Origin of the sequence: Streptomyces sp. NPDC059900 (genome assembly GCF_050270335.1) — a bacterium.
GTDB lineage: Bacteria > Actinomycetota > Actinomycetes > Streptomycetales > Streptomycetaceae > Streptomyces.
Genome location: NZ_JBNNJZ010000003.1, coordinates 1 through 17,569, shown reverse-complemented (window position 1 = coordinate 17,569; position 17,569 = coordinate 1). Strand labels below are relative to the sequence as shown.

The 17,569-nt window shown below is 69.7% G+C and carries 19 protein-coding genes and 1 tRNA gene; 6 read left to right on the top strand and 14 right to left on the bottom strand.

Features of this window, described 5'->3' with window-relative positions:
• Window positions 1–62 precede the first annotated feature (62 nt).
• From mdlC to ACQKIP_RS01070, 14 genes are all read right to left on the bottom strand, one after another.
• The gene (gene mdlC, locus ACQKIP_RS01135) at window positions 63–1,709 is read right to left on the bottom strand and encodes a benzoylformate decarboxylase (RefSeq protein WP_365865596.1); all 1,647 of its coding nucleotides are present in this window, start codon (window positions 1,707–1,709) and stop codon (window positions 63–65) included.
• A gap of 49 nt (window positions 1,710–1,758) precedes the next feature.
• Window positions 1,759–3,012, bottom strand: coding sequence for an MFS transporter (locus tag ACQKIP_RS01130; protein ID WP_365865598.1), 1,254 nt, complete (start codon window positions 3,010–3,012; stop codon window positions 1,759–1,761).
• A 33-nt stretch (window positions 3,013–3,045) separates the two neighbouring features.
• Window positions 3,046–3,555: a nuclear transport factor 2 family protein gene (locus ACQKIP_RS01125; RefSeq protein WP_365865600.1), complete on the bottom strand. Its 510-nt coding sequence runs from the start codon at window positions 3,553–3,555 to the stop codon at window positions 3,046–3,048.
• Window positions 3,556–3,580: 25 nt separating this feature from the next.
• On the bottom strand, window positions 3,581–4,045 hold the full coding sequence (locus tag ACQKIP_RS01120) for a nuclear transport factor 2 family protein (protein ID WP_365865602.1): 465 nt from the start codon (window positions 4,043–4,045) through the stop codon (window positions 3,581–3,583).
• Entirely contained in the window at window positions 4,042–4,737 is a 696-nt protein-coding gene (locus ACQKIP_RS01115) for an SDR family NAD(P)-dependent oxidoreductase (RefSeq protein ID WP_361196107.1), read from the bottom strand. The genes ACQKIP_RS01120 and ACQKIP_RS01115 overlap by 4 nt, the downstream gene beginning before the upstream one ends.
• Before the next feature lie 23 nt (window positions 4,738–4,760).
• On the bottom strand, window positions 4,761–5,069 hold the full coding sequence (locus tag ACQKIP_RS01110; RefSeq protein WP_161304493.1) for a muconolactone Delta-isomerase: 309 nt from the start codon (window positions 5,067–5,069) through the stop codon (window positions 4,761–4,763).
• Window positions 5,070–5,115: 46 nt separating this feature from the next.
• Window positions 5,116–6,150 (bottom strand): ankyrin repeat domain-containing protein, encoded by a 1,035-nt coding sequence (locus ACQKIP_RS01105; protein ID WP_365865604.1) that lies wholly within the window; start codon window positions 6,148–6,150, stop codon window positions 5,116–5,118.
• Window positions 6,150–6,596 carry a nuclear transport factor 2 family protein gene (locus tag ACQKIP_RS01100; RefSeq protein WP_365865605.1) on the bottom strand — a complete coding sequence of 149 codons (447 nt, stop codon included), beginning with the start codon at window positions 6,594–6,596 and terminating at the stop codon, window positions 6,150–6,152. Before ACQKIP_RS01100 ends, ACQKIP_RS01105 begins: the two co-directional genes overlap by 1 nt.
• A 146-nt stretch (window positions 6,597–6,742) precedes the next feature.
• Window positions 6,743–7,216: a nuclear transport factor 2 family protein gene (locus ACQKIP_RS01095; protein WP_365865607.1), complete on the bottom strand. Its 474-nt coding sequence runs from the start codon at window positions 7,214–7,216 to the stop codon at window positions 6,743–6,745.
• A gap of 63 nt (window positions 7,217–7,279) precedes the next feature.
• Window positions 7,280–8,488 (bottom strand): low temperature requirement protein A, encoded by a 1,209-nt coding sequence (locus tag ACQKIP_RS01090; protein ID WP_365865609.1) that lies wholly within the window; start codon window positions 8,486–8,488, stop codon window positions 7,280–7,282.
• 157 nt (window positions 8,489–8,645) lie between these two features.
• Entirely contained in the window at window positions 8,646–9,839 is a 1,194-nt protein-coding gene (gene glgA / locus ACQKIP_RS01085; protein ID WP_365865674.1) for a glycogen synthase, read from the bottom strand.
• A gap of 235 nt (window positions 9,840–10,074) precedes the next feature.
• A complete protein-coding gene (locus tag ACQKIP_RS01080) occupies window positions 10,075–11,133 on the bottom strand; it encodes a vWA domain-containing protein (protein ID WP_365865611.1) in 1,059 nt (352 codons plus the stop codon).
• 53 nt (window positions 11,134–11,186) lie between these two features.
• Window positions 11,187–12,395, bottom strand: a complete 1,209-nt coding sequence (locus tag ACQKIP_RS01075) for an MFS transporter (RefSeq protein ID WP_365865613.1) — start codon at window positions 12,393–12,395, stop codon at window positions 11,187–11,189.
• A 2-nt stretch (window positions 12,396–12,397) separates the two neighbouring features.
• Window positions 12,398–13,183 carry an SDR family oxidoreductase gene (locus ACQKIP_RS01070; RefSeq protein WP_365865615.1) on the bottom strand — a complete coding sequence of 262 codons (786 nt, stop codon included), beginning with the start codon at window positions 13,181–13,183 and terminating at the stop codon, window positions 12,398–12,400.
• A gap of 56 nt (window positions 13,184–13,239) precedes the next feature.
• On the opposite strand from ACQKIP_RS01070, the gene ACQKIP_RS01065 reads away from it, so the two are divergent.
• The 6 genes from ACQKIP_RS01065 to ACQKIP_RS01040 all read left to right on the top strand — a co-directional run bounded on the left by ACQKIP_RS01065 (window position 13,240) and on the right by ACQKIP_RS01040 (window position 17,337).
• A complete protein-coding gene (locus tag ACQKIP_RS01065) occupies window positions 13,240–14,232 on the top strand; it encodes an ArsR/SmtB family transcription factor (protein ID WP_365865617.1) in 993 nt (330 codons plus the stop codon).
• 28 nt (window positions 14,233–14,260) lie between these two features.
• Window positions 14,261–15,010 (top strand): hypothetical protein, encoded by a 750-nt coding sequence (locus ACQKIP_RS01060; protein WP_365865618.1) that lies wholly within the window; start codon window positions 14,261–14,263, stop codon window positions 15,008–15,010.
• 44 nt (window positions 15,011–15,054) lie between these two features.
• Window positions 15,055–15,318, top strand: a complete 264-nt coding sequence (locus ACQKIP_RS01055) for a hypothetical protein (protein ID WP_365865619.1) — start codon at window positions 15,055–15,057, stop codon at window positions 15,316–15,318.
• A gap of 137 nt (window positions 15,319–15,455) precedes the next feature.
• Complete coding sequence (locus ACQKIP_RS01050; protein ID WP_365865620.1) at window positions 15,456–15,653, top strand: hypothetical protein; 198 nt, start codon at window positions 15,456–15,458, stop codon at window positions 15,651–15,653.
• Between the two features lie 89 nt (window positions 15,654–15,742).
• Window positions 15,743–15,886: transfer RNA gene (locus tag ACQKIP_RS01045), tRNA-Asp, on the top strand.
• Between the two features lie 191 nt (window positions 15,887–16,077).
• Window positions 16,078–17,337: an alpha/beta hydrolase family protein gene (locus tag ACQKIP_RS01040; protein ID WP_365865622.1), complete on the top strand. Its 1,260-nt coding sequence runs from the start codon at window positions 16,078–16,080 to the stop codon at window positions 17,335–17,337.
• The last annotated feature ends 232 nt before the right edge of the window (window positions 17,338–17,569 follow it).

Genomic DNA, 17,569 nt, shown 5'->3' with positions numbered 1-17,569 from the left:
TCTCCCGATCGTCGTACGAGCAGGGCTGGTTGGGAACGAACCGTCTGGTGGAGAACGGACCGTCAGAGCCGGAACAGGCCGGGGTCGGCGACCATGACGTCGAGCAGGACGGGGCCTTCCGCGTTCAGGGAGTCCCGGAGCGCGTCCTGGAGGCCCTCGGGCGTCGTGATGCGCTCGCCGCGCACCCCGAAGCCGCGGGCCAGCTGGGCCATGTCGACGCCGCTGAGGTCATAGCCCTTCTCCCAGGACTTCTGGTCCTGGAGGTAGTACTTGAGCGAGAGATAGCCGGAGTTGTCGGGGATCACGAACGTCACCGGCGCGTTCTGCTGGGCCGCCGTCCACAGCGCGTGCAGCGTGTACTGCGCGGAGCCCTCGCCCACGACGACCACGGCGCGCCGGTCGGGCTTGGCGATGGCGTAGCCGACGGCCCCGGCGAACGGGAAGCCGAGCGCACCGCTGGCCGTGGCGAAGTAGCCGTTGTCGGCGCCCAGCGGAATCTGCTCGTGGAAGTCGGCGCGGGCGATCGGCAGCTCCTCGAACAGCACCGCGTCGTCCGGGAGTTCCTTGGACAGCAGGTGGAAGAGGTACGCCTGGGTCAGCGGCGTGGACGGCTCGGGCACCGCCACGGGCTCGCGCACGGGGGCGAGTTCGACCCGCTCGCGCTGCGTGACACGCGGGACGAGGGCCTTGACGACCGCGCCCGGCGGCGCCACGAAGCTGTGGTCGGCGAGCGTCGCCGCGGCGGCCTGCGGGTCGTCCGTCACGTGCAGGAACCGCACCGAGTCCGGCAGCGTCGGCCGCGGGCTGCGGTCGAGGTCGGCCGGCGCGGTGGAGAACAGGTCCCAGGCCGTGAACAGGGTGAACGCGGGTCCGCCGAACACCACGACCACGTCGTGCTGCGCCGAGAGCCGCTCGCTGATCAGCTCGGGGATGGGCGGCAGGACCCCCGCGAACAGCGGGTGGTTCTCGGGGAAGGCGCCGCGGTTCCACACCGGCGCGCCCCAGACCCGGGCGTTGAGCTTCTCGGCGAGTTCGATCAGGGCGCCGCGGGCCCCCTGCGCGTCGACCGGGCCGCCCGCGACGATGCCGGGCCGCTCGGCGCCGTCCAGGGCGGCGGCGATCTCCGCGAGCGCCTCATCGGACGGCGCGACCGCGCTGGTCACCTGCGCGATGCGCACCGGGTTCGGGTCGGCGGGCCTGACCCAGTCGTCCTCGGGGACGGACACGAAGACCGGGCCCTGGGGGGCCTGCTTGGCGATCTGGTACGCCTGGGCGATCATCGCCGGGACGTCCTGCGGGCGCGCGGGCTCACCGGCCCACTTGATGTACGGCTTCGGCAGCTGCGTGGAGTCCTTGGCGACCAGGAACGGCTCGCCGAGCAGCATCTTGCGGGCCTGCTGCCCGCCGAGGATCACCATCGGGGTCTTCGCCGACGCGGCGGTGTAGACGCTGCCCATGGCGTTGGCGAGGCCGGGGCCGCCGTTGATGATGACCAGGGAGGGCTCGCCGGTTGCCTGCGCGTAGCCGTCGGCCATGCCGACGACCGAGGCCTCCTGAAGGCCCATGACGAAGCGGAACTCGTCGTCGGGCCAGGCCTCGAACAGCTTCATCTCGCTGTGGCTGGGATTGCTGAAGATCGTGGTGAGGCCCAGTTGCCGCAGTACATCCAGGGTGGCTTCGCGTACGGTCTGGTGGCCGGTGTCGGTCACGTCGTTACTCCTGACGGGGATTTCTGGGATGCGGGGCGTGTTCCGGGACTCAACTGCTCGCGGACACAGGGGCGTTGTCGCTCGCGGCGGCGGCCGGCGCGGAACCGGCGGCCGGACCCGGTGCGACAGGCGCCTTGAGGAATCGCGTGGCCCATACGGCGGGCAGCGCGATGACGGAGAAGACCAGCGCGGTCAGCGGGACGTCGCCGATGCCGAAGGAGGCAAGCGCCCAGCCGCCGACCGCGGCGCCCGAAGCGACGCCCACGTTCGCGGCGGACGCGCCCAGCGTGGCGCCCAGGTCGGCGCCCTCGCCGGCCAGCGAGATGACGCGCAGCTGGAGCGAGGGGGTGACGCCGAAGCCGACGATGCCCCAGGCCGCGAGGGCGATGCCGACGAGCAGCGGGCTCTCCCGGAAGAAGTACAGGCCGAGCAGGGCCACGATGAGCACGCTGTTGCCGACGAGCAGGGTCCGCGAGGCGTTGATGTCGGCGAAGCGTCCGCCCGCGATGGTGCCGATGGCGCTGAACACACCGAAGATCATCAGGAAGGCGCTGACCGCGGCGCCCTCGATGCCGGTGACGTCCTCCAGGAACGCCGCCAGATAGGTGAAGGCGATGAACTGGGAGCCCATGAGCAGCACTTCGGCCGCCAGCATGGCGAGCACCCGGGGGTGGAAGGCGTGCCTGGCCTGCGAGGCGAGGTCGGTCGATCCGGTGCTCGGCACGGACGGCACCCAGACCATGATCACGACGAGGGCGATGAGCCCCAGGACGACCACACCGGCGAACGTGGCCTGCCAGCCCAGGTTCTGGCCGAGCAGCGTACCGAGCGGCACACCGAGCACCGTCGAGACGGAGATGCCGCCGAAGACCAGGCCGACGGCCTGACCGCGGTGCTCGGGGGCGACCAGGCTGGTGGCGACGGCGGACGCCGCGCCCAGGAACAGGCCGTGCAGCGCGCCGCACAGCACACGGGCGACGACGAGCAGGCCGAAGACACCGGCGAAGACCGCGGCGAGGTTGCCGAGGACGAAGACGACGAGCGCCCCCCACAGCAGGGTGCGGCGCGGCACCTTGATGGTGGCGGCCGTGACGATCGGGCCGCCGATGGAGATGCCGAGCGCGTAGGCGGTGACCAGCAGGCCCGCCGTGCTCAGCGAGACGTCCAGATCGTCGGCGATGAGATTGAGGACGCCGACGATGACCAACTCGGCGGTGCCGATGACGAAGGCGCCCAGGCCGAGGGCGCCCAGGGCGAGCTTGTTGCGGGTCTCGCCGGGCCCCGTTGCGGTGGCGGTACTCATGAGGGCCACTCCTTGTGAGGGGGACGGAAGCGATCAGGCGTACTGGAGGTTGAGCTTGGCTATGCGGCCGTCGCGCACCTGGAACTCGTAGTTGGCCTCGAAACCGCCGGTGCCGCCGGGGGCGAAGCGCACGAGCAGCGTGGTGCCGTTGCTCTGGGGGGTGTTCTTCAGGACGGTGAGCTTGCCGCCGATCACCTCGTCGTCGGCCCAGTCACGTATCTCGTCGTGACCGTTGAACTCCCGCCCCACGTCCGTGAGTTGTGCGTCGGAGTGGAAGGCGTCCACCAGTCCTTCGAGGTCCTCGTCGGCCACGGCGTCGACATAGGCCTGGGCTGCGGGGTCCACTCCGTCGTCCTTCCGGTCCGCGTTCTTGGTGTCCTGGCCGGCCTTCTCGCCGGCCTTCTCACCGGCCTTGTCCGGTGCCGCTGCCTGTGTGGAGCCGGAGGGGCTTTCCGACTGGTCGTCGGAACCCTCCGAGCAGCCGGCGAGGAGCAGGGCGGCGGACAGGGCGAGAGCGGGTATCAGGGGTCGGGTGCTCGGCATGGAGGCTCCTGAGGGCGTCGGTGGGTCAGGCGTAGCGCAGGGTGATCCGGGTGATCAGGTCGTTCTCGACGTCGAACGTGTAGCGGGCCCGGAAGCCGGCCATCAGCCCCTCGGGATCGAAACGGAGGAGCACCGTGGGCCCTTTCGGCCCGTGCGTGGTGCGCAGCACGGTCAGCTCGCCGCCGACGACCTCGTCCCGTGCCCAGTCCCCGATCGCCGCGCGACCGCGGAAGCTGCGTCCCGTGTCGGAGACGGTGGCGTCCGGCGCGAAGACGGTGACCAGGGCGTCGGCGTCCTGTGCGTCGACGGCCTCGACATAGCCGCGCACGGCCGGTTCGAGCGCGGCGAGGGCCGCCGGGTCGTGCGCGGACGGGGTGTCGCGGACGGCTTCCTTGGCGACCGCGCGCACGTAGTCGCTCGTCATGATCGTCACGGTGAGGGCGGCGACGGCGATGGCCACCACGACCGCGGCCGCACGGAGCGCGCTCACCAGTCGATCCTTCTGCGGTTGCGGAAGAAGCCCCCGGTGGGCCCCGAGTCGGGCAGCCGCGCCAGCCAGGCCACGGTGTCCGCGCCCTTCTCGACGCTGGTCGGCGCGCCCCGGCCGCCCATGTCCGTACGGACCCAGCCCGGACAGACCGCGTTGACCTTCACGCTCTGCGGGACCGCGGCGGACACCACCAGGGTCAGCGCGTTGAGCGCGGCCTTGGAGATGCCGTAGGCCGCGGGCGACGGCACGTTCTCGGTGAGGGCGCCGAGCCCCGAAGAGACGTTGACCACCCGGCCGTAGCCGCGCCGCACCATGTCGGGGACGAAGGCCTGGCAGGTGTGGAAGGCCCCCATGAGGTTCACGTCCAGGGCCCGGCGCATCACGTCCTCGTCGAGCGAGAAGTACGAGACGGTCGGATAGACCCCGGCGTTGTTGACCAGGACATCGACCTCGACCCCGGCCTGGTCGAGCCGCTCCGCGCAGCGCTGGACGCTCTTGGCATCGGTGACGTCCAGTTCCTCCGCCCGGATGCGCGGGCTGTTCAGCGTCCGTGCGGCCGCCCGGCCGCGCGCGAGGTCGCGCGAGGCGAGCACGACGTCGAGACCCGCCAGGTCCAGCTGACGACAGGTCTCCAGGCCGATGCCTCGGTTGGCCCCGGTGACAAGGGCGGTGCGGTTGCGTTCCCGGTTCACGTCCTCGGACTCCCCGCGCCGGGTCAGACCTTGTAGCGCTGCTTGACGTCCTCGGCGAAGCCGAGGTAGTCGCGCAGCGGCCAGACGGTCTCGAACTCCAGGTACTCCCGCATGGGGAGCCGGCCGAGCGCGGTGCGGTCGAGCTCCTCGGCGTCCGGCGAGTCGATGATGGCGATCACGCGCTTCTGCGCGGCGACCTTCCAGATGCCCACGCAGAAACCGGAATCCACGGTCTCCTGCGCGTGGGCCGCCTCGTCCTGCTCGAGCTCCCACAGCTCGTCGAGGGTGATGCGTCCCTCGTGCTTCCACTTCATCTGGACGTAGAACAGCATGCTGCAACTCCCTGCCTGTGCAGAGTCGTCGGGGCGTGGATACGGGTCAGCTGGTGGCGCGCGTGCGGATCAGGCCGGTGAGCGCGTGGTCGGCGCCGAACACCTCGACGGCGAGGTCGAGCGGCGTCTTGCCGTCGTGGCCGACCAGGTCGAGCCGGGCGCCGGCCTCGACGAGCGTGCGCGCGCACTCCTCGTAGCCGTGCCACAGGGCGTCGTGCAGCGGGCTGTACCCGTTGGTCGCGCCCTGGAAGTCGAGGTCGATGCCGCTCTGGCGGACCAGGTCGGCGGTGATGCCCGCATGGCCGTTGTAGACGGCCTTGTGCAGCGGCACGGCTCCGAAGGTGGGCTCGACGGCGTTCACGTCGGCGCCCGCGGCGAGCAGCAGCCGCACGATCTCGTCGTGACCGTCGCGGCAGGCCACGAGCAGCGCGGTGTGGCTGTCGTTGAAGCCGCTCAGGTTGGGGGAGCGCTCGTCGACCTCCGCACCGGCCTCGATCAGCTTGCGCACCCGCTCGGTGTCGCCCTCTGCGGTCGCGGCCATCAGCTCCTGGCGGGCCACCGCGCGCTCGTCGGCACCGCGGCGGGCGCCCAAGTGCTCCTCGGCCTTGAGCAGCTTGTCCTTGCCGAACGTGTTGACGTTCAGCTCGTACGCGAAGTGCTGCTCCAGCGAGAAGCCGTAGTGCGTGTAGACCTGGAGCACGGTGCCCTGCGCGAGGAGGTACTCGGCGATGTCCGGGTACTTGTACCAGAGGGCGTCCATCAGGGCGGTGTGCCCGGTCGTGGGCGCCACCGCGTCCACGAAGGCCCCGGCCTCGACGAGCGCCTTCACGACGTCGAGGCTGCCGCCCTGGCAGGCCTTGTGCAGCGCGGTCGCGCCGGCCCTGCTGTCGGCGGTCAGGACGTCGGCGCCGCCCTCGATCAGGACGCGGACGGTGGGGGCGTCCGCCTGGCCCGCGGCGATCATCAGGACGGTGAGGCCGGTGCCGGACTCGCGGTGACTCGCGTCGGCGCCGTCCGCCAGCAGCGCCAAGACGCGTGCGGTGTCCCGGCCGCGTACGGCGGTGATCAGTTCGGCACTCATCAGGCGGCCTCCTGCCCCGACTTGTCGCCCCGCAGGGCCCGGATGATCTGGGACGGATCGGTGTAGGACTTCCAGCGGGCGATCTTGCCGTCGCGGACCGTCAGCCACTGGATGAACTCGATCTCGAACTCGACGCCGGTGCCCCGCACGGTCGACATCTCGTGGATGACCCCGGCGGCCTGGTCGCCGTCGACGACCAGGTTCACCAGCTTCTCGAAGCGCACGTCCACGGCGCCGGTGAAGATCTGCAGGGTTTCCAGAACGGCGTCGCGTCCGCGGTAGCTGCCGATCCACTTCATGTCGTCGTTGTAGCCGGGCACCGGCGTGTAGTTGATCCACTCGACGTCCTCGGCGAGCGTGTCGAGTGCGGTCTCGAAATCGCCCGACGTCAGTGCGTCGAACCACCGCTGGACGACTTTCCTGGTCTCTTCCGTGGTGTTGCTCATGAATGCTCCTAGAAATGGAAGGAATCCCGGGGAAATCCTGATCGAGGCAATCAGGAGCCAGCAAGAAACAGGTGGTCGACTTCCTGAGATTGCCCGGCGTACCGCCGCGATATCGCCGCTGTACCGCCGCTCAGGAATACGCGGGTCTATGCCTGCGCGGCGGCCTCGGCCTGCGCGGCGGCGCGCGCGAAGAGGTGCTGGTTGCCGTCGGCCCACGTGGTCGTCATGACGATGCCGTTGATCCGCCAGCCGCCCGCCGTGCGCTCCAGGTCGATGCGGTAGGTGCCGCCCAGGGTCCACAGCGGGCCGCCGTGGTCGTTGGGCATGCGGTGGGTGGCCTGGAACATGGCGGTCGTCACCGCCGTGTCGCCCTGCACGTCGACCAGGAAGTTGCTGAGCAGGTGCTGGGTGGCGGCGAAGTTGCCGAGCAGCCCGGACCAGGCGGCGACCAGCTCCTTGCCGGTGACGGTGCCCGGCTCGCCGCCGTTGAGGCTGGTGTAGTCGAGCTTGATCTCGTCACTGAACACATCGGCCAGCGAGTCCCACTCACGCTGGTCGATGTACCAGCCCATGCGGGTGCAGGTCTCGATGATGTCCAGGCGATCCACCGCGGAACTCATGGAGTCTCCTTCTCTTTTTCTTGATTCATTGATGTAAGTGCGCCGCACTGATACGGGCGCGCCTCACTGATATAGATGCGCCATCTGCTTGGTCCAGCGGTGATCGCTGAGCAGGGCGGTGCCGATCAGGACACCGAGCAGCACGACTTCGGCCACCGCCGTTCCGTAATGGCCCACGGGAATGGCGGCCACGGCGAGCAGAGCGGCCGTGAAATGGAAACGCTGCGGGCCGATTTTGAGAATTCCGTGGAACCAGGCGATCCCGGCGAGGTAGAGCGCGACACCACAGGCGAGGGCTATGGACGGGGCCAGGGCCAGCGGGTCGTAGGGGTGCACGATCGTCTTCTTGACCGCGGCGGCGATCAGGATCAGGCCGAGCAGCATCGGCACATGGGCGTAGAAGAACGCGGCGAGCGCGAGCCGGGAGCGCTCGGCCGCGGCCTGCCGCTCCAGGGCGAGTTCGGCGCGCCGGGCCTTCTCCGCCTCGTCGAAGTACACCCACCACAGGCAGGCGGGGATGACGAAGATGAGCATGGCCGTGGTCACGACGCCGAAGCCGGCCTGGCCGCCGTTGGTGCCGATGCCGAGCGCGAGGAACGAATCGCCGAGCGCGATGATCATCAGCAGGCCGTGCCGCTCCACGAAGTGACCCGGCTTCAGCTCGAAGCCGGACACCCCGGTGACCATCGGCGCGATGATCTCAAGGACGACGGCCGCCGCCCACAGCGCGTACACGATCCATCCGTCGAGGAATCCCGCCCCGATGATGAGCAGGGCGCCCACGGTGTGGAACGGCGCGATGCGCAGCATGTTGCGGGCCGCTCCCGGACCGCCGAACGCGAAGAGCGCGGCGTGCACGGAGACGATCAGCAGATATCCGATGCCGAACGCGACACCGTCACCGCTGAAGGCGTTGGGCGTGGCAAGACCGATGACCAGGAAGGAGGCCATGCCCAGAAGCAGCAGGACCCGGTGGTGCCTGCGCTGCGGCGGCAGATGGTTGGTCAGCCAGGCGTAGCCGCCGTACATCCACCACAACAGCCAGAAGATGAGCAGTACTTGGACGACTCCGCGCAGCGACATGTCACGGCTGAGCACCCTGGCCAGCTGGGTGAAGTTGAAGACGAACGCGAGGTCGAAGAACAACTCCAGGGTCGTGACCCGGGTTTCGCTCTCGGGGGCGGACTCGTCCTCTGCGGACCCGGCCACGGACCCGACATTCTCCGGGACGACGCCGCTTTCTGCATCGTGCGCGGAAGTCGTGTGAGACATGTCTGGGAACGTAACGGCGGCGCCGGTGGTGCGGTCAACGAGATCAAACAGACAACCAGAGGTTGCGGCGCGGTGGTTCTCGTGCCGGCGGGGATCAGCGGATCAGTGGCGGGTCACCAGGGGATCAGCGGTGGATCAGTGGCGGATCACCGGTGGATCAGCGGTGGCCGCGCAGCACGGAGCGGTACACGGCGTGTGCCCGCTGCGCGGCCACCTCCCAGCCGAACTCCTTCTGGGCCCGCGCGAGCCCCGCCGCCCCCAGCCGGTCCGCGTGGTCCGGGTCGGCCAGGAGCCGGTTCACGGCGGCCGCCAGGTCAGAGGCGAAACGCTGGGGCGCGAGCGGCGTACCGCTGCCGTCCTGCTCCTGCTCGATGGGGACGAGGAGCCCGGTCTCGCCGTCCGACACCACCTCCGGGATGCCGCCTGTCGCCGTGGCCACCACGGCCGTGCCGCACGCCATGGCCTCCAGGTTCACGATGCCCATCGGCTCGTACAGGGAGGGGCAGACGAAGACGGACGCATGGGTGAGCAGCTGGAGCAGCGAGTCCCGGTCGAGCATGCCGTCGATACGGACGACCCCGTCGCGCACCCGGCGCAACTCCTCGACCAGCGCCGCCGTCTCGGCCCCGATCTCCGCCGTGTCGGGCTGACCGCAGCACAGCACGAGCTGCGCGCGCGGATCGAGTTCGAACGCCGCGCGCAGCAGGTGCGCGAGACCCTTCTGCCGGGTGACACGGCCGACGAACAGGACGATGGGGCGATCGGGGTCCACGCCGAACCGCTCAAGGGCCGCCGTGCCGTGATCGGGGTGGTAGATGCGGGTGTCGATGCCGTTGTGCACCACGTGCACGCGCTCCGGGTCCACCTCCGGATAGACGCGCAGGATGTCCTCGCGCATGCCGTGCGACACCGCGATCAGCGCGTCGGCGCTCTCCAGCGCGGAGCGCTCCACCAGGGACGACAGCGCATAGCCGCCGCCCAGCTGCTCGGCCTTCCAGGGGCGCAGCGGTTCGAGGCTGTGCGTGGTGGCGACGTGGGGTGTGCCGTACACGACCTGGGCGAGCCGGCCTGCGGCGTTGGCGTACCAGGTGTGGCTGTGCACCACGTCCGCTCCCTCGCACGCCGCGGCCATCTCGACGTTGGCCCCCAGGGTGCGCAGCGCGGGGTTCCCGTCACCGGGCAGCTCCGGTTCCGCGTAGGCCGTCACGTCCGGGGCCTCGCGGGGCGCGCCGAAGCAGCGCACCCGCAGATCTACCAGTGCGCGCAGTTCGCGGGAGAGTTCCGCGACATGGACGCCGGCACCTCCGTAAATCTCCGGCGGGAATTCTTTGGTCAGCAGGTCGACGCGCATTCGGGACGGCTCAGACGGATCGGCGGGCGACTGAAGATGCATGTCGACTTCCTGAGGTCGGTGGACGTTGACGGGCTCTCTGCACCGGCGACGGCGCCGACCGCCCATGGAATAAGGGCAGTTCGGCGCCGCTCCGACAGTTCCTTTGCACAGGCTACTGAAAGCTCGCGTCCTGCCGCATCGCACCGCACCGCCGACGGAGGCCGCCCCTGCTGCCCGGGCCGATCCGAATTCCTCAGAGCATGATGAGCAGACGCGTCTTCGGCTTCAGCTTCCTGTTCACCGAACGGCTCTGTACGTAGACCTCCAACTTGGGATTGTTACCCGCCTTCACCGACACGGTTCCCTGAATTCCCGTACCGAACAGAAGGCTGCGTGCCGCATCTCCCGTATAAGCGCGGTCGGTTTCCTTCTCGACCACGATGACTTCCTTGTTCGGCTGGACCTGGGCCCGCGCACCCAACTGGTAATAGCACGCGCCGCGCTCGTACGTGACGCCCGGATGCGAATCGACGAAGGGGCGGATCTCGATCTCCTTGTCGACCTTCAGGAGCCGGTACCTGTCGGCCGGTATCGGTTCCAGATTCGCCCGCACCTCGTCGATCGATATGTCCTGGCCGACGGCGAAGAGGTTCTTCGTGCCGCGCACGCCCTGCTCGCGGGCCCGCAGGAAGCTGGTGGCGGCGGCGCGAACGGTGCCTATCGCCTCCTCGACGCCTTCTTGCGAATCCGCGTCCCAGATGGCGATGTTGCCCGCCGGGAAGCCGTAGTTCTGGGCGGTCCGCTTGGCCAGTGAGTTCGGCACGAGGATGGCCGACGTCCAGTGGCCGGGAAGCCCGCCCATCTTCGCCGAGATCCTGTCGAGCCAGGGTCCCAGGATGGTCATGTCGCCGTCGTGCCGCCGGTCGCCGCCGGAGGCGTTCTCCTCGCCGTCTGTCACGACGATCTGGAGGAAGCTGTGCTCTCCGTATTCCTCCCAGATGTGTCCGAGGTCGTCCAGGGACTTCAGCGAGGCTTCGATGAGCGCCGTAGCACCGTTGTTGACCTGATAAAGCCCGCGCATGGACGGAAGGTGCTTCACGTCCATGTCCCAGACCAGATTCTCCACCCTGTGATCGAAGGAATAGAGGCTGATCCGGGTCTCGTGTCCGAGGCTGTCCGACTCGGCCTTCAAGCCCGCCACGAACTCGTCCACGACACGGATGAGTTGATTCTCGTGCGGGCGCATGGAACCCGAACAGTCCACTACCAGAGCGACGTGATTCACCTTGTGCTGAATCCTGTTGGCGGACATGCTTCTGCTCCTTCTCCGAGGGCTTCTCCGAGAGCTTCCCGAGTGATTTCACTCTATGCGGAGGCACTGACAATCCCCCTCGCCGAACGATCACCTCCCCTTCGGCGGTACAGCCCCGGGAGGTGCCGGGCCAGGGCGAGTACGGCGAGCGACGCGACCAGCGCGCACACCCCCGGCCACCCCGCCCGGCCGTAGGCGCGTACGCCCAGCCAGGAACCCGCGCTGCCGCCCAGGTATACGCACGTCATATAGGCGGTGTTGAGCCTGCTGCGGGCTTCGGGGCGCAGGGCGAAGACACGCGCCTGGTTGGCGACCATGCCGGACTGCATGGCGATGTCGAGCAGCAGCGTGCCGAGTACCAAGGCGGTCAGCCCGAGTGCTCCGCCGCACGCGCCCGCGGTGAGGATTGCGGCCGCGACGAGAGTCCCGACCAGGCAGACGAGGTTGACGGGGTCGGGGCCCCTGCGGTCCACCAGGCGTCCGGCGAACGGGGTCCACAGCATGGTCGCCGCACCGACCAGGGCGAGCATCCCCACCGCCCGCGCGTCCAGACCGTAGGCCGGACCGGCGAGGAGGAGCGCCAGACAGGTCCAGACGGCAGAGAACCCGGCGAAGACCGTTGCCTGGTAGAGACAGGAGCGCCGCAGCTCCGGCTCGCGCAGGAGCAGGCGCAGGGGCTCGGCCAGGAGCGCCGGGTACGGCTGGCGCGAGGGCGGTGTCGTGGCCGGCAGCATGCGGGCCAGGACGGCGGCGAGGATCATCACCACGACCGCGGCCACCAGATAGGGGGCGCGCCACCCCAGCCATTCGCCGAGCGTCCCGCCGAAGGTACGGGCCAGCAGCATGCCGCCGATAGACCCGCTCAGGAGGGTGCCCATGACCGCTCCGTGGCGGTCGGCGGCGACGAGTCCGGCCGCCAGCGGGGCGATGATCTGGGCGGCCACGGTGGTGACGCCGACGAGCGCGCCGGCAGCGACGAGCGGCGGCAGGGCCGGAGCACAGCCGGCGGCGAGCAGGCCCGCCCCGGTGAGGGCGAGCAACGTGACGAGGAAGGGGCGGTGGGGGAGCCGGTCGCCGAGCGGCACCAGCAGGAAGATTCCGGCCGTGTAGCCGACCTGGGTGGCGGTCACCACCATGGCTGCGGAATCGGGCGGCAGATGAAAACCGGCGGCGACCAACGGGCTGATCGCCTGCGGGAAGTAGACATTGCCCACGCCGACGGCGCAGGTCAGGGCCAGGAGCAGGACCAATCGGCGGCTCATGCTCAGTTGACCGGCCCGCCTGCGACATAGATGACCTGGCCCGACACGAACCCGGCTCCGGGACTGGCGAGGTACGACGCGGTGTGCGCGATGTCCTCGGGTTCACCGACACGGCCGACCGGGATGGACTGCGCGGCGAGACGCCGGTGCTCCTCGAAGGAGCGGCCCTGTCGCCGGGCCGTCGCCCTGGTCATGTCGCTCACGATGAATCCGGGAGCGATGGCGTTGGCGGTGACACCATGCGGGCCGAGTTGGAGCGCGAGCGTCTTGGTGAAGCCGATGAGACCGGCCTTCGCACTGGCGTAGTCGGCGCGACCGGCATCGCCGAGCGCGGAGATGCTCGACATGTTGATGATCCGGCCCCAGCCGGCCGCCTTCATGTACGGGCTCACCGCCCGCGCGAGGAAGAACGGGCCTCGCAGGTTGACCCCCGTGACCGCGTCCCACTGCTGCGTCGTCATCTCCGTGATGCCGACGTCGGCACAGCCGAAGCCGGCGTTGTTGACCAGCACGGTCGGCGGTCCCAGCTCAGCGGCTATCCGGGCGACGGCCGCCGTCACCGCCGACTCGTCGGCGACATCGGCGGCGACCGCTGCCGCTGTTCCGCCGTTGCCCGTGATGGCGTTCACGGTGCCGGCGCATTCCGCCTCGTGCCGATCGACCACGCCGACCGCAAAGCCGTCCCGCGCGAGTTGCCCGGCTACAGCGGCACCGATGCCGCGGGCCGCTCCGGTGACGATGGCCACGCGCCGGGCTTGAGCCGCACGAACCTCAGCTGTCTCTGTCATGCGGGGAAGTTCACGGCACCCGCACACCGCTGCCAATCGATGTAGCTTATGGCTTAATGATCAGCTTCGAGCTCGGCGTCGAGGATCTCGCGGACACGCGGTTCGCCGTATCGCCCCTGCACGAAACCGTGCTCAGCCTGCGCGTGCTGCGCGAGCCGGGGCTGTCCGCGCTGCACCTCCCCTGGCGCAGGTCCGTGTTCGGCGGATTGGACGCGCTCGACACTGACCTGCTCATGTCCCTGGCCTCGGCCAGGCGCACCCTCCCCGACTTCCTGACGCCGAGGCCCACACGGTTCGCCCCGACCTTCGAAGAAGAACTGGCCGTCGTCCGCGCGACCTCCCCCGCCCAGATCCGCCGCGATCTGCTGGCCACGCACGCGCCCGACCCGATCCCCGACGCTCTGCACGCGGCCACCGCCGCCGACGACGCACCGGTCGTCGAACTCTGCGACACCCTGTGCGAACTCCTGCGTCAGCTCTGGGAAGCCGCCATCAAGCCGACCTGGCCGCAGATGCAGCTGCTGCTGGAAGCCGACATGACCTACCGCGCACGGCAACTGGCCATGGGCGGCGCACGTTTGCTGTTCGCCGACATGCACCCCAATCTGAGGTGGCACGACGGCGTGCTGCACATCGACAACATGACCGGCAGCCACCGCGCCACGGCGTCCGGCCGGGGGCTGCTGCTCGTACCTTCCGTGTTCGCCCACAGGCCCTCGCCCCCCGTCAGCCCCGATGAACCGCTGATGCTGGCGTATCCGAGCCGGGGAGTGGCAACGCTCTGGGCCGCGCCGCCCGTCGCCGACGCGACCGCTCTCGTATCCCTCCTGGGCGCACCCAGATCGCGACTCCTCGCCCTTCTCGAAGAGCCGCTGTCCACGGCCGAGCTCGCCCGCCGCCTCAGAGTCACCCCGAGCGCCGTCTCCCAGCACCTGCGCGTACTCCACGCCACCGGCCTCGTCACCCGGGCTCGCGCGGGCCGGCAGGTCCTGTACCGCCGCAGCGCACTCGGCGACCAGCTGATCGCTGGCCCGCCCCGGTCGATCTGACCTGTCCCGATCGATCTAGCCTGTCCCGATGACGTATGAGGGGGACTTCCGGGTCGGTGACGTGCTGTCGGTGGCCTGCCCGTTCACGCCCGCCAGAGTCGAACGAGGCCTGACATGGGGCCATGTGTCGGTGCGATGGCCGTGGTGGGGCATCGATGCCGGCAGCGACTTCTACCACTGGAACGGGATCGTGGCCCTGGGCGTCGACAGCGGCGGGCACACGCCGCCCGAGGTCGATGCCGAGCTCTTCCGGACCGACCCGCCTGCCGAGCACCTTCAGGCAGGGGACACCTGCCGGGTAGGAGTGCCTCCGACCGTGGTCCATGTGACGACAGTCGACCACCACGAACCGCCGCTGGAAACGGGCTGGCTCCCCCGTCCCCGGCTGACGGTTGCCGTGCTGCGGCGAGGCCGTTCCTACCGGGACTACCCGAGCGAGAGTCACCTCAGCGGCGCGGGATACACCCTGCACCCCGGCGACGGGATCCCGTACACCATCGAGCTGTTGATGCGGCCCTACATGTTCCTGAGCCCCGGCGACGAGGCCGCCGACGCCGCCGGGCGCGCGTGGCGGTTCAACGGGCCCTGGGACTGGACCGCCTTCGACGGGGCGGGGCCTGGCACCGTCCCTCAGTGGCCGCTGATCCTGCTGACCCGCTCGGACGTGCCCTGTTCCCCCGAGGACGCGGAAACGGTGGCCGCAGCCACGGCAACCGGCTCCCACGAGGAGACGGTACGACACTGGATGACGCTCACCGAGGCTTCACCGACGCCGTGAGCGCCCCATGCTGCCGGGTGCTTCTCACTCAGTACGATGCATCGGTGATTCCCCGCAGAGTCGGCAGTGCGCGGCGGTTGCTGGTGGTCGGCTGCACAGTTGTCGTCGTTTTGGCCGCCGTGCCCGTGGGTTGGTATGCCACGCAGAGTGTGGGTCCTGAGTGCGTCGTCGGCATCTCGAAGATCACCGACGCCGAGGGCGGTCGCGTGGGGTCGGACAAGGAACTCATCGACCGCGCCTACCAGCAGGCCATCGACTCGGGGCACTGCGATCCGCCCCGCGCACGCTGGAAGCAGTGGCTGGACTGAGTGGATCACCGCACACGTCGACTGGTAGGCCCGTATGGGGAGTTGACGGCGTGGGTACGGTGGTGGGGAAACGCATCAATGCCTGTCCCGTGCCGTGAGCCGGGTGGGCCGGATGGGGGAAGAAAGGTGCGTGCCCGATGGCGATCGGGCTCCTCTCCACGATGGCCGCGATGCTCTACGGAGGCACGGTCTCGATCCTCGCTTTCACCGCGACCTTCGCCCGCCGCCGCACGCTGCGGCGCGAAGCGCGCAAAACCCTTGCCGTACTGGTACCGGGGAGGGTGGTGGAGACGCAGCAAGCAGAGGGGGCAGCGGGCGGCGGCACCAGCGGCTGAGCGGCCCGGGAAGGCCCCGGGGGACGCATGCGGCTGGTTTACCGCGGTAAACCAGCCGCGGTAGCCGCGCCGGGAGTTGAGTCCGCTTCGGGGCACGTGAGCAGCCGGGGCGGGAAAATCGCGTGCCGTCGCCGGCCTTGCACCGCTAGCGTGAACCTCGTTCAGGTGCGCAGGCTGCGGCTACTTCTCCTGTCAAGAGAGCAACGCGGGTTCGAATCCCGTCGCCGGCCCCGGCCGGTGTCGTCCAGCGGCCAAGGACGCTTACGTTGCCGCCGCCGAATTTGATCTCTGAACACCCAGACATGAGCCGTCCGCCGGGAAACCCGCGGGCGGCTCTGTGCGTGCCGCACCCGACTAAAGTCGGGGGTGGTTGCGCACTTTCGCCGGTGCCGGGCGCCACCCCGCCGTTCATACGCTCCCGGACATGACCAGAAACCGCACCCAGCGGCGCGGAGCCGCAGTAGCCGTGGCCTCCCTCGCTTCCATCGCCTCCCTCGCCCTCCTCACTCCGGCATTCGCGGACGGAGCGGCATCCGTGCCTGCGTCCGTACCTGCGTCCGCGTCCGCGTCACCCCCGGCGGCGCAAGAAGCCGCGCTCTCCCTGCCGCGCCCCTCCGGGCCCCACAGCATCGGACGGGACACCCTCCACCTCGTGGACAAGAGCCGCCGCGACATGTGGGTGCCCTCGTCGGGGGCCAGGGAGCTGATGGTGTCCGTCTTCTACCCGGCCCGGCCCGGCGGCGACGCCGACAGTGCTCCTTACCTGGGAATCAAGGAAGCCGAACTGCTCCTGAAGGGGCAGAAGTTGGACCAGGTCATCGATGACGACAAGGTCGCCGCCGTACGGACCAATGCCATGCCCGCCGCCCGTCCGGCCAAGGGCAGGCACCCGCTCGTGGTCCTCTCCCCGGGCTTCACCCTGCACCGCGCCACCCTGACCGGCCTCGCGGAGGAACTGGCCTCCCGGGGCTACCTCGTAGCTGTCATCGACCATGCGTACGAGTCCTTCGGAACGGAGTTCCCCGGCGAGGACATGCGTACCTGCGTCGCCTGCGACAAGGTCGAGGACGCGCCGAACGGCGACGCGGGGGAGAAGCGGATGATGGCCAAGGCCGCCAGGAACCGGGCCGCGGACCTCTCCTTCGTCATCGAGGAGCTGACCCACGGCCGGACCCGCGCCGGCCACGGACAGCACCCCGACTACCCCGCCCTGATCGACCCCCGGCGGATCGGCGCCGCAGGCCACTCCCTCGGCGGCAACGCGGCAGCCGCAGCGATGGGCACCGACCACCGTATCCGCGCCGCGGCCAACATGGACGGCACCTTCTTCGCCCCGATCTCAAGTGCCGCCACCGACCGCCCCGTGCTCATGCTCGGCACCCGCAGCGGCCACAACCCCACCGCCGAGGACACCTCCTGGCCGCGCGAGTGGCGGCGCCTGCACGGCTGGAAGCGCTGGCTCACCGTCGTCGACTCCGGGCACCTCACCTTCACCGACATGCCGGTACTGGGCGGTCAGCTCGGCATGACCGACCCCGAGGCCCCGCTGTCCGGCAAGCGCTCGGGCGAGATCACCAATGACTACGTGACTGCCTTCTTCGACCGGCATCTCCGGTCGCGGAACGCACCCTTGCTCGACGGCCCGTCGGAGGAGAACCCGGAGGTCGCCTTCCACGCCCCCTGATCCCCCGCTGTCCGCACTCCCGGGTCTTCAGCCATCCTCCAGGGCCCCGGTCGGGCCGATCTTCAACCCGGTGAAGGGGGCGTCCACGCGGATCTTGGGAATCCGCAGCCGAATGGGGGCGGAGCGCGGCATGACCGGGCTGTTCATCGAGGTCTCGCCGGGTTCGGACGAGGCAGAGGCGTGCGGTCGAGCGGGTTGTGGTGCGGCCGCCGGGGCCTGTTTCGTCACAGAA

Bases quoted from the DNA above. Each gene is read 5' to 3' on its own strand.
- ACQKIP_RS01130 (WP_365865598.1), bottom strand. From the start codon at position 3,012: ATGAGTACCGCCACCGCAACGGGGCCCGGCGAGACCCGCAACAAGCTC.
- ACQKIP_RS01125 (WP_365865600.1), bottom strand. From the start codon at position 3,555: ATGCCGAGCACCCGACCCCTGATACCCGCTCTCGCCCTGTCCGCCGCC.
- ACQKIP_RS01110 (WP_161304493.1), bottom strand. From the start codon at position 5,069: ATGCTGTTCTACGTCCAGATGAAGTGGAAGCACGAGGGACGCATCACC.
- ACQKIP_RS01105 (WP_365865604.1), bottom strand. From the start codon at position 6,150: ATGAGTGCCGAACTGATCACCGCCGTACGCGGCCGGGACACCGCACGC.
- ACQKIP_RS01100 (WP_365865605.1), bottom strand. From the start codon at position 6,596: ATGAGCAACACCACGGAAGAGACCAGGAAAGTCGTCCAGCGGTGGTTC.
- ACQKIP_RS01095 (WP_365865607.1), bottom strand. From the start codon at position 7,216: ATGAGTTCCGCGGTGGATCGCCTGGACATCATCGAGACCTGCACCCGC.
- ACQKIP_RS01090 (WP_365865609.1), bottom strand. From the start codon at position 8,488: ATGTCTCACACGACTTCCGCGCACGATGCAGAAAGCGGCGTCGTCCCG.
- glgA (WP_365865674.1), bottom strand. From the start codon at position 9,839: ATGCGCGTCGACCTGCTGACCAAAGAATTCCCGCCGGAGATTTACGGA.
- ACQKIP_RS01080 (WP_365865611.1), bottom strand. From the start codon at position 11,133: ATGTCCGCCAACAGGATTCAGCACAAGGTGAATCACGTCGCTCTGGTA.
- ACQKIP_RS01075 (WP_365865613.1), bottom strand. From the start codon at position 12,395: ATGAGCCGCCGATTGGTCCTGCTCCTGGCCCTGACCTGCGCCGTCGGC.
- ACQKIP_RS01070 (WP_365865615.1), bottom strand. From the start codon at position 13,183: ATGACAGAGACAGCTGAGGTTCGTGCGGCTCAAGCCCGGCGCGTGGCC.
- ACQKIP_RS01065 (WP_365865617.1), top strand. From the start codon at position 13,240: ATGATCAGCTTCGAGCTCGGCGTCGAGGATCTCGCGGACACGCGGTTC.
- ACQKIP_RS01060 (WP_365865618.1), top strand. From the start codon at position 14,261: ATGACGTATGAGGGGGACTTCCGGGTCGGTGACGTGCTGTCGGTGGCC.
- ACQKIP_RS01050 (WP_365865620.1), top strand. From the start codon at position 15,456: ATGGCGATCGGGCTCCTCTCCACGATGGCCGCGATGCTCTACGGAGGC.
- ACQKIP_RS01040 (WP_365865622.1), top strand. From the start codon at position 16,078: ATGACCAGAAACCGCACCCAGCGGCGCGGAGCCGCAGTAGCCGTGGCC.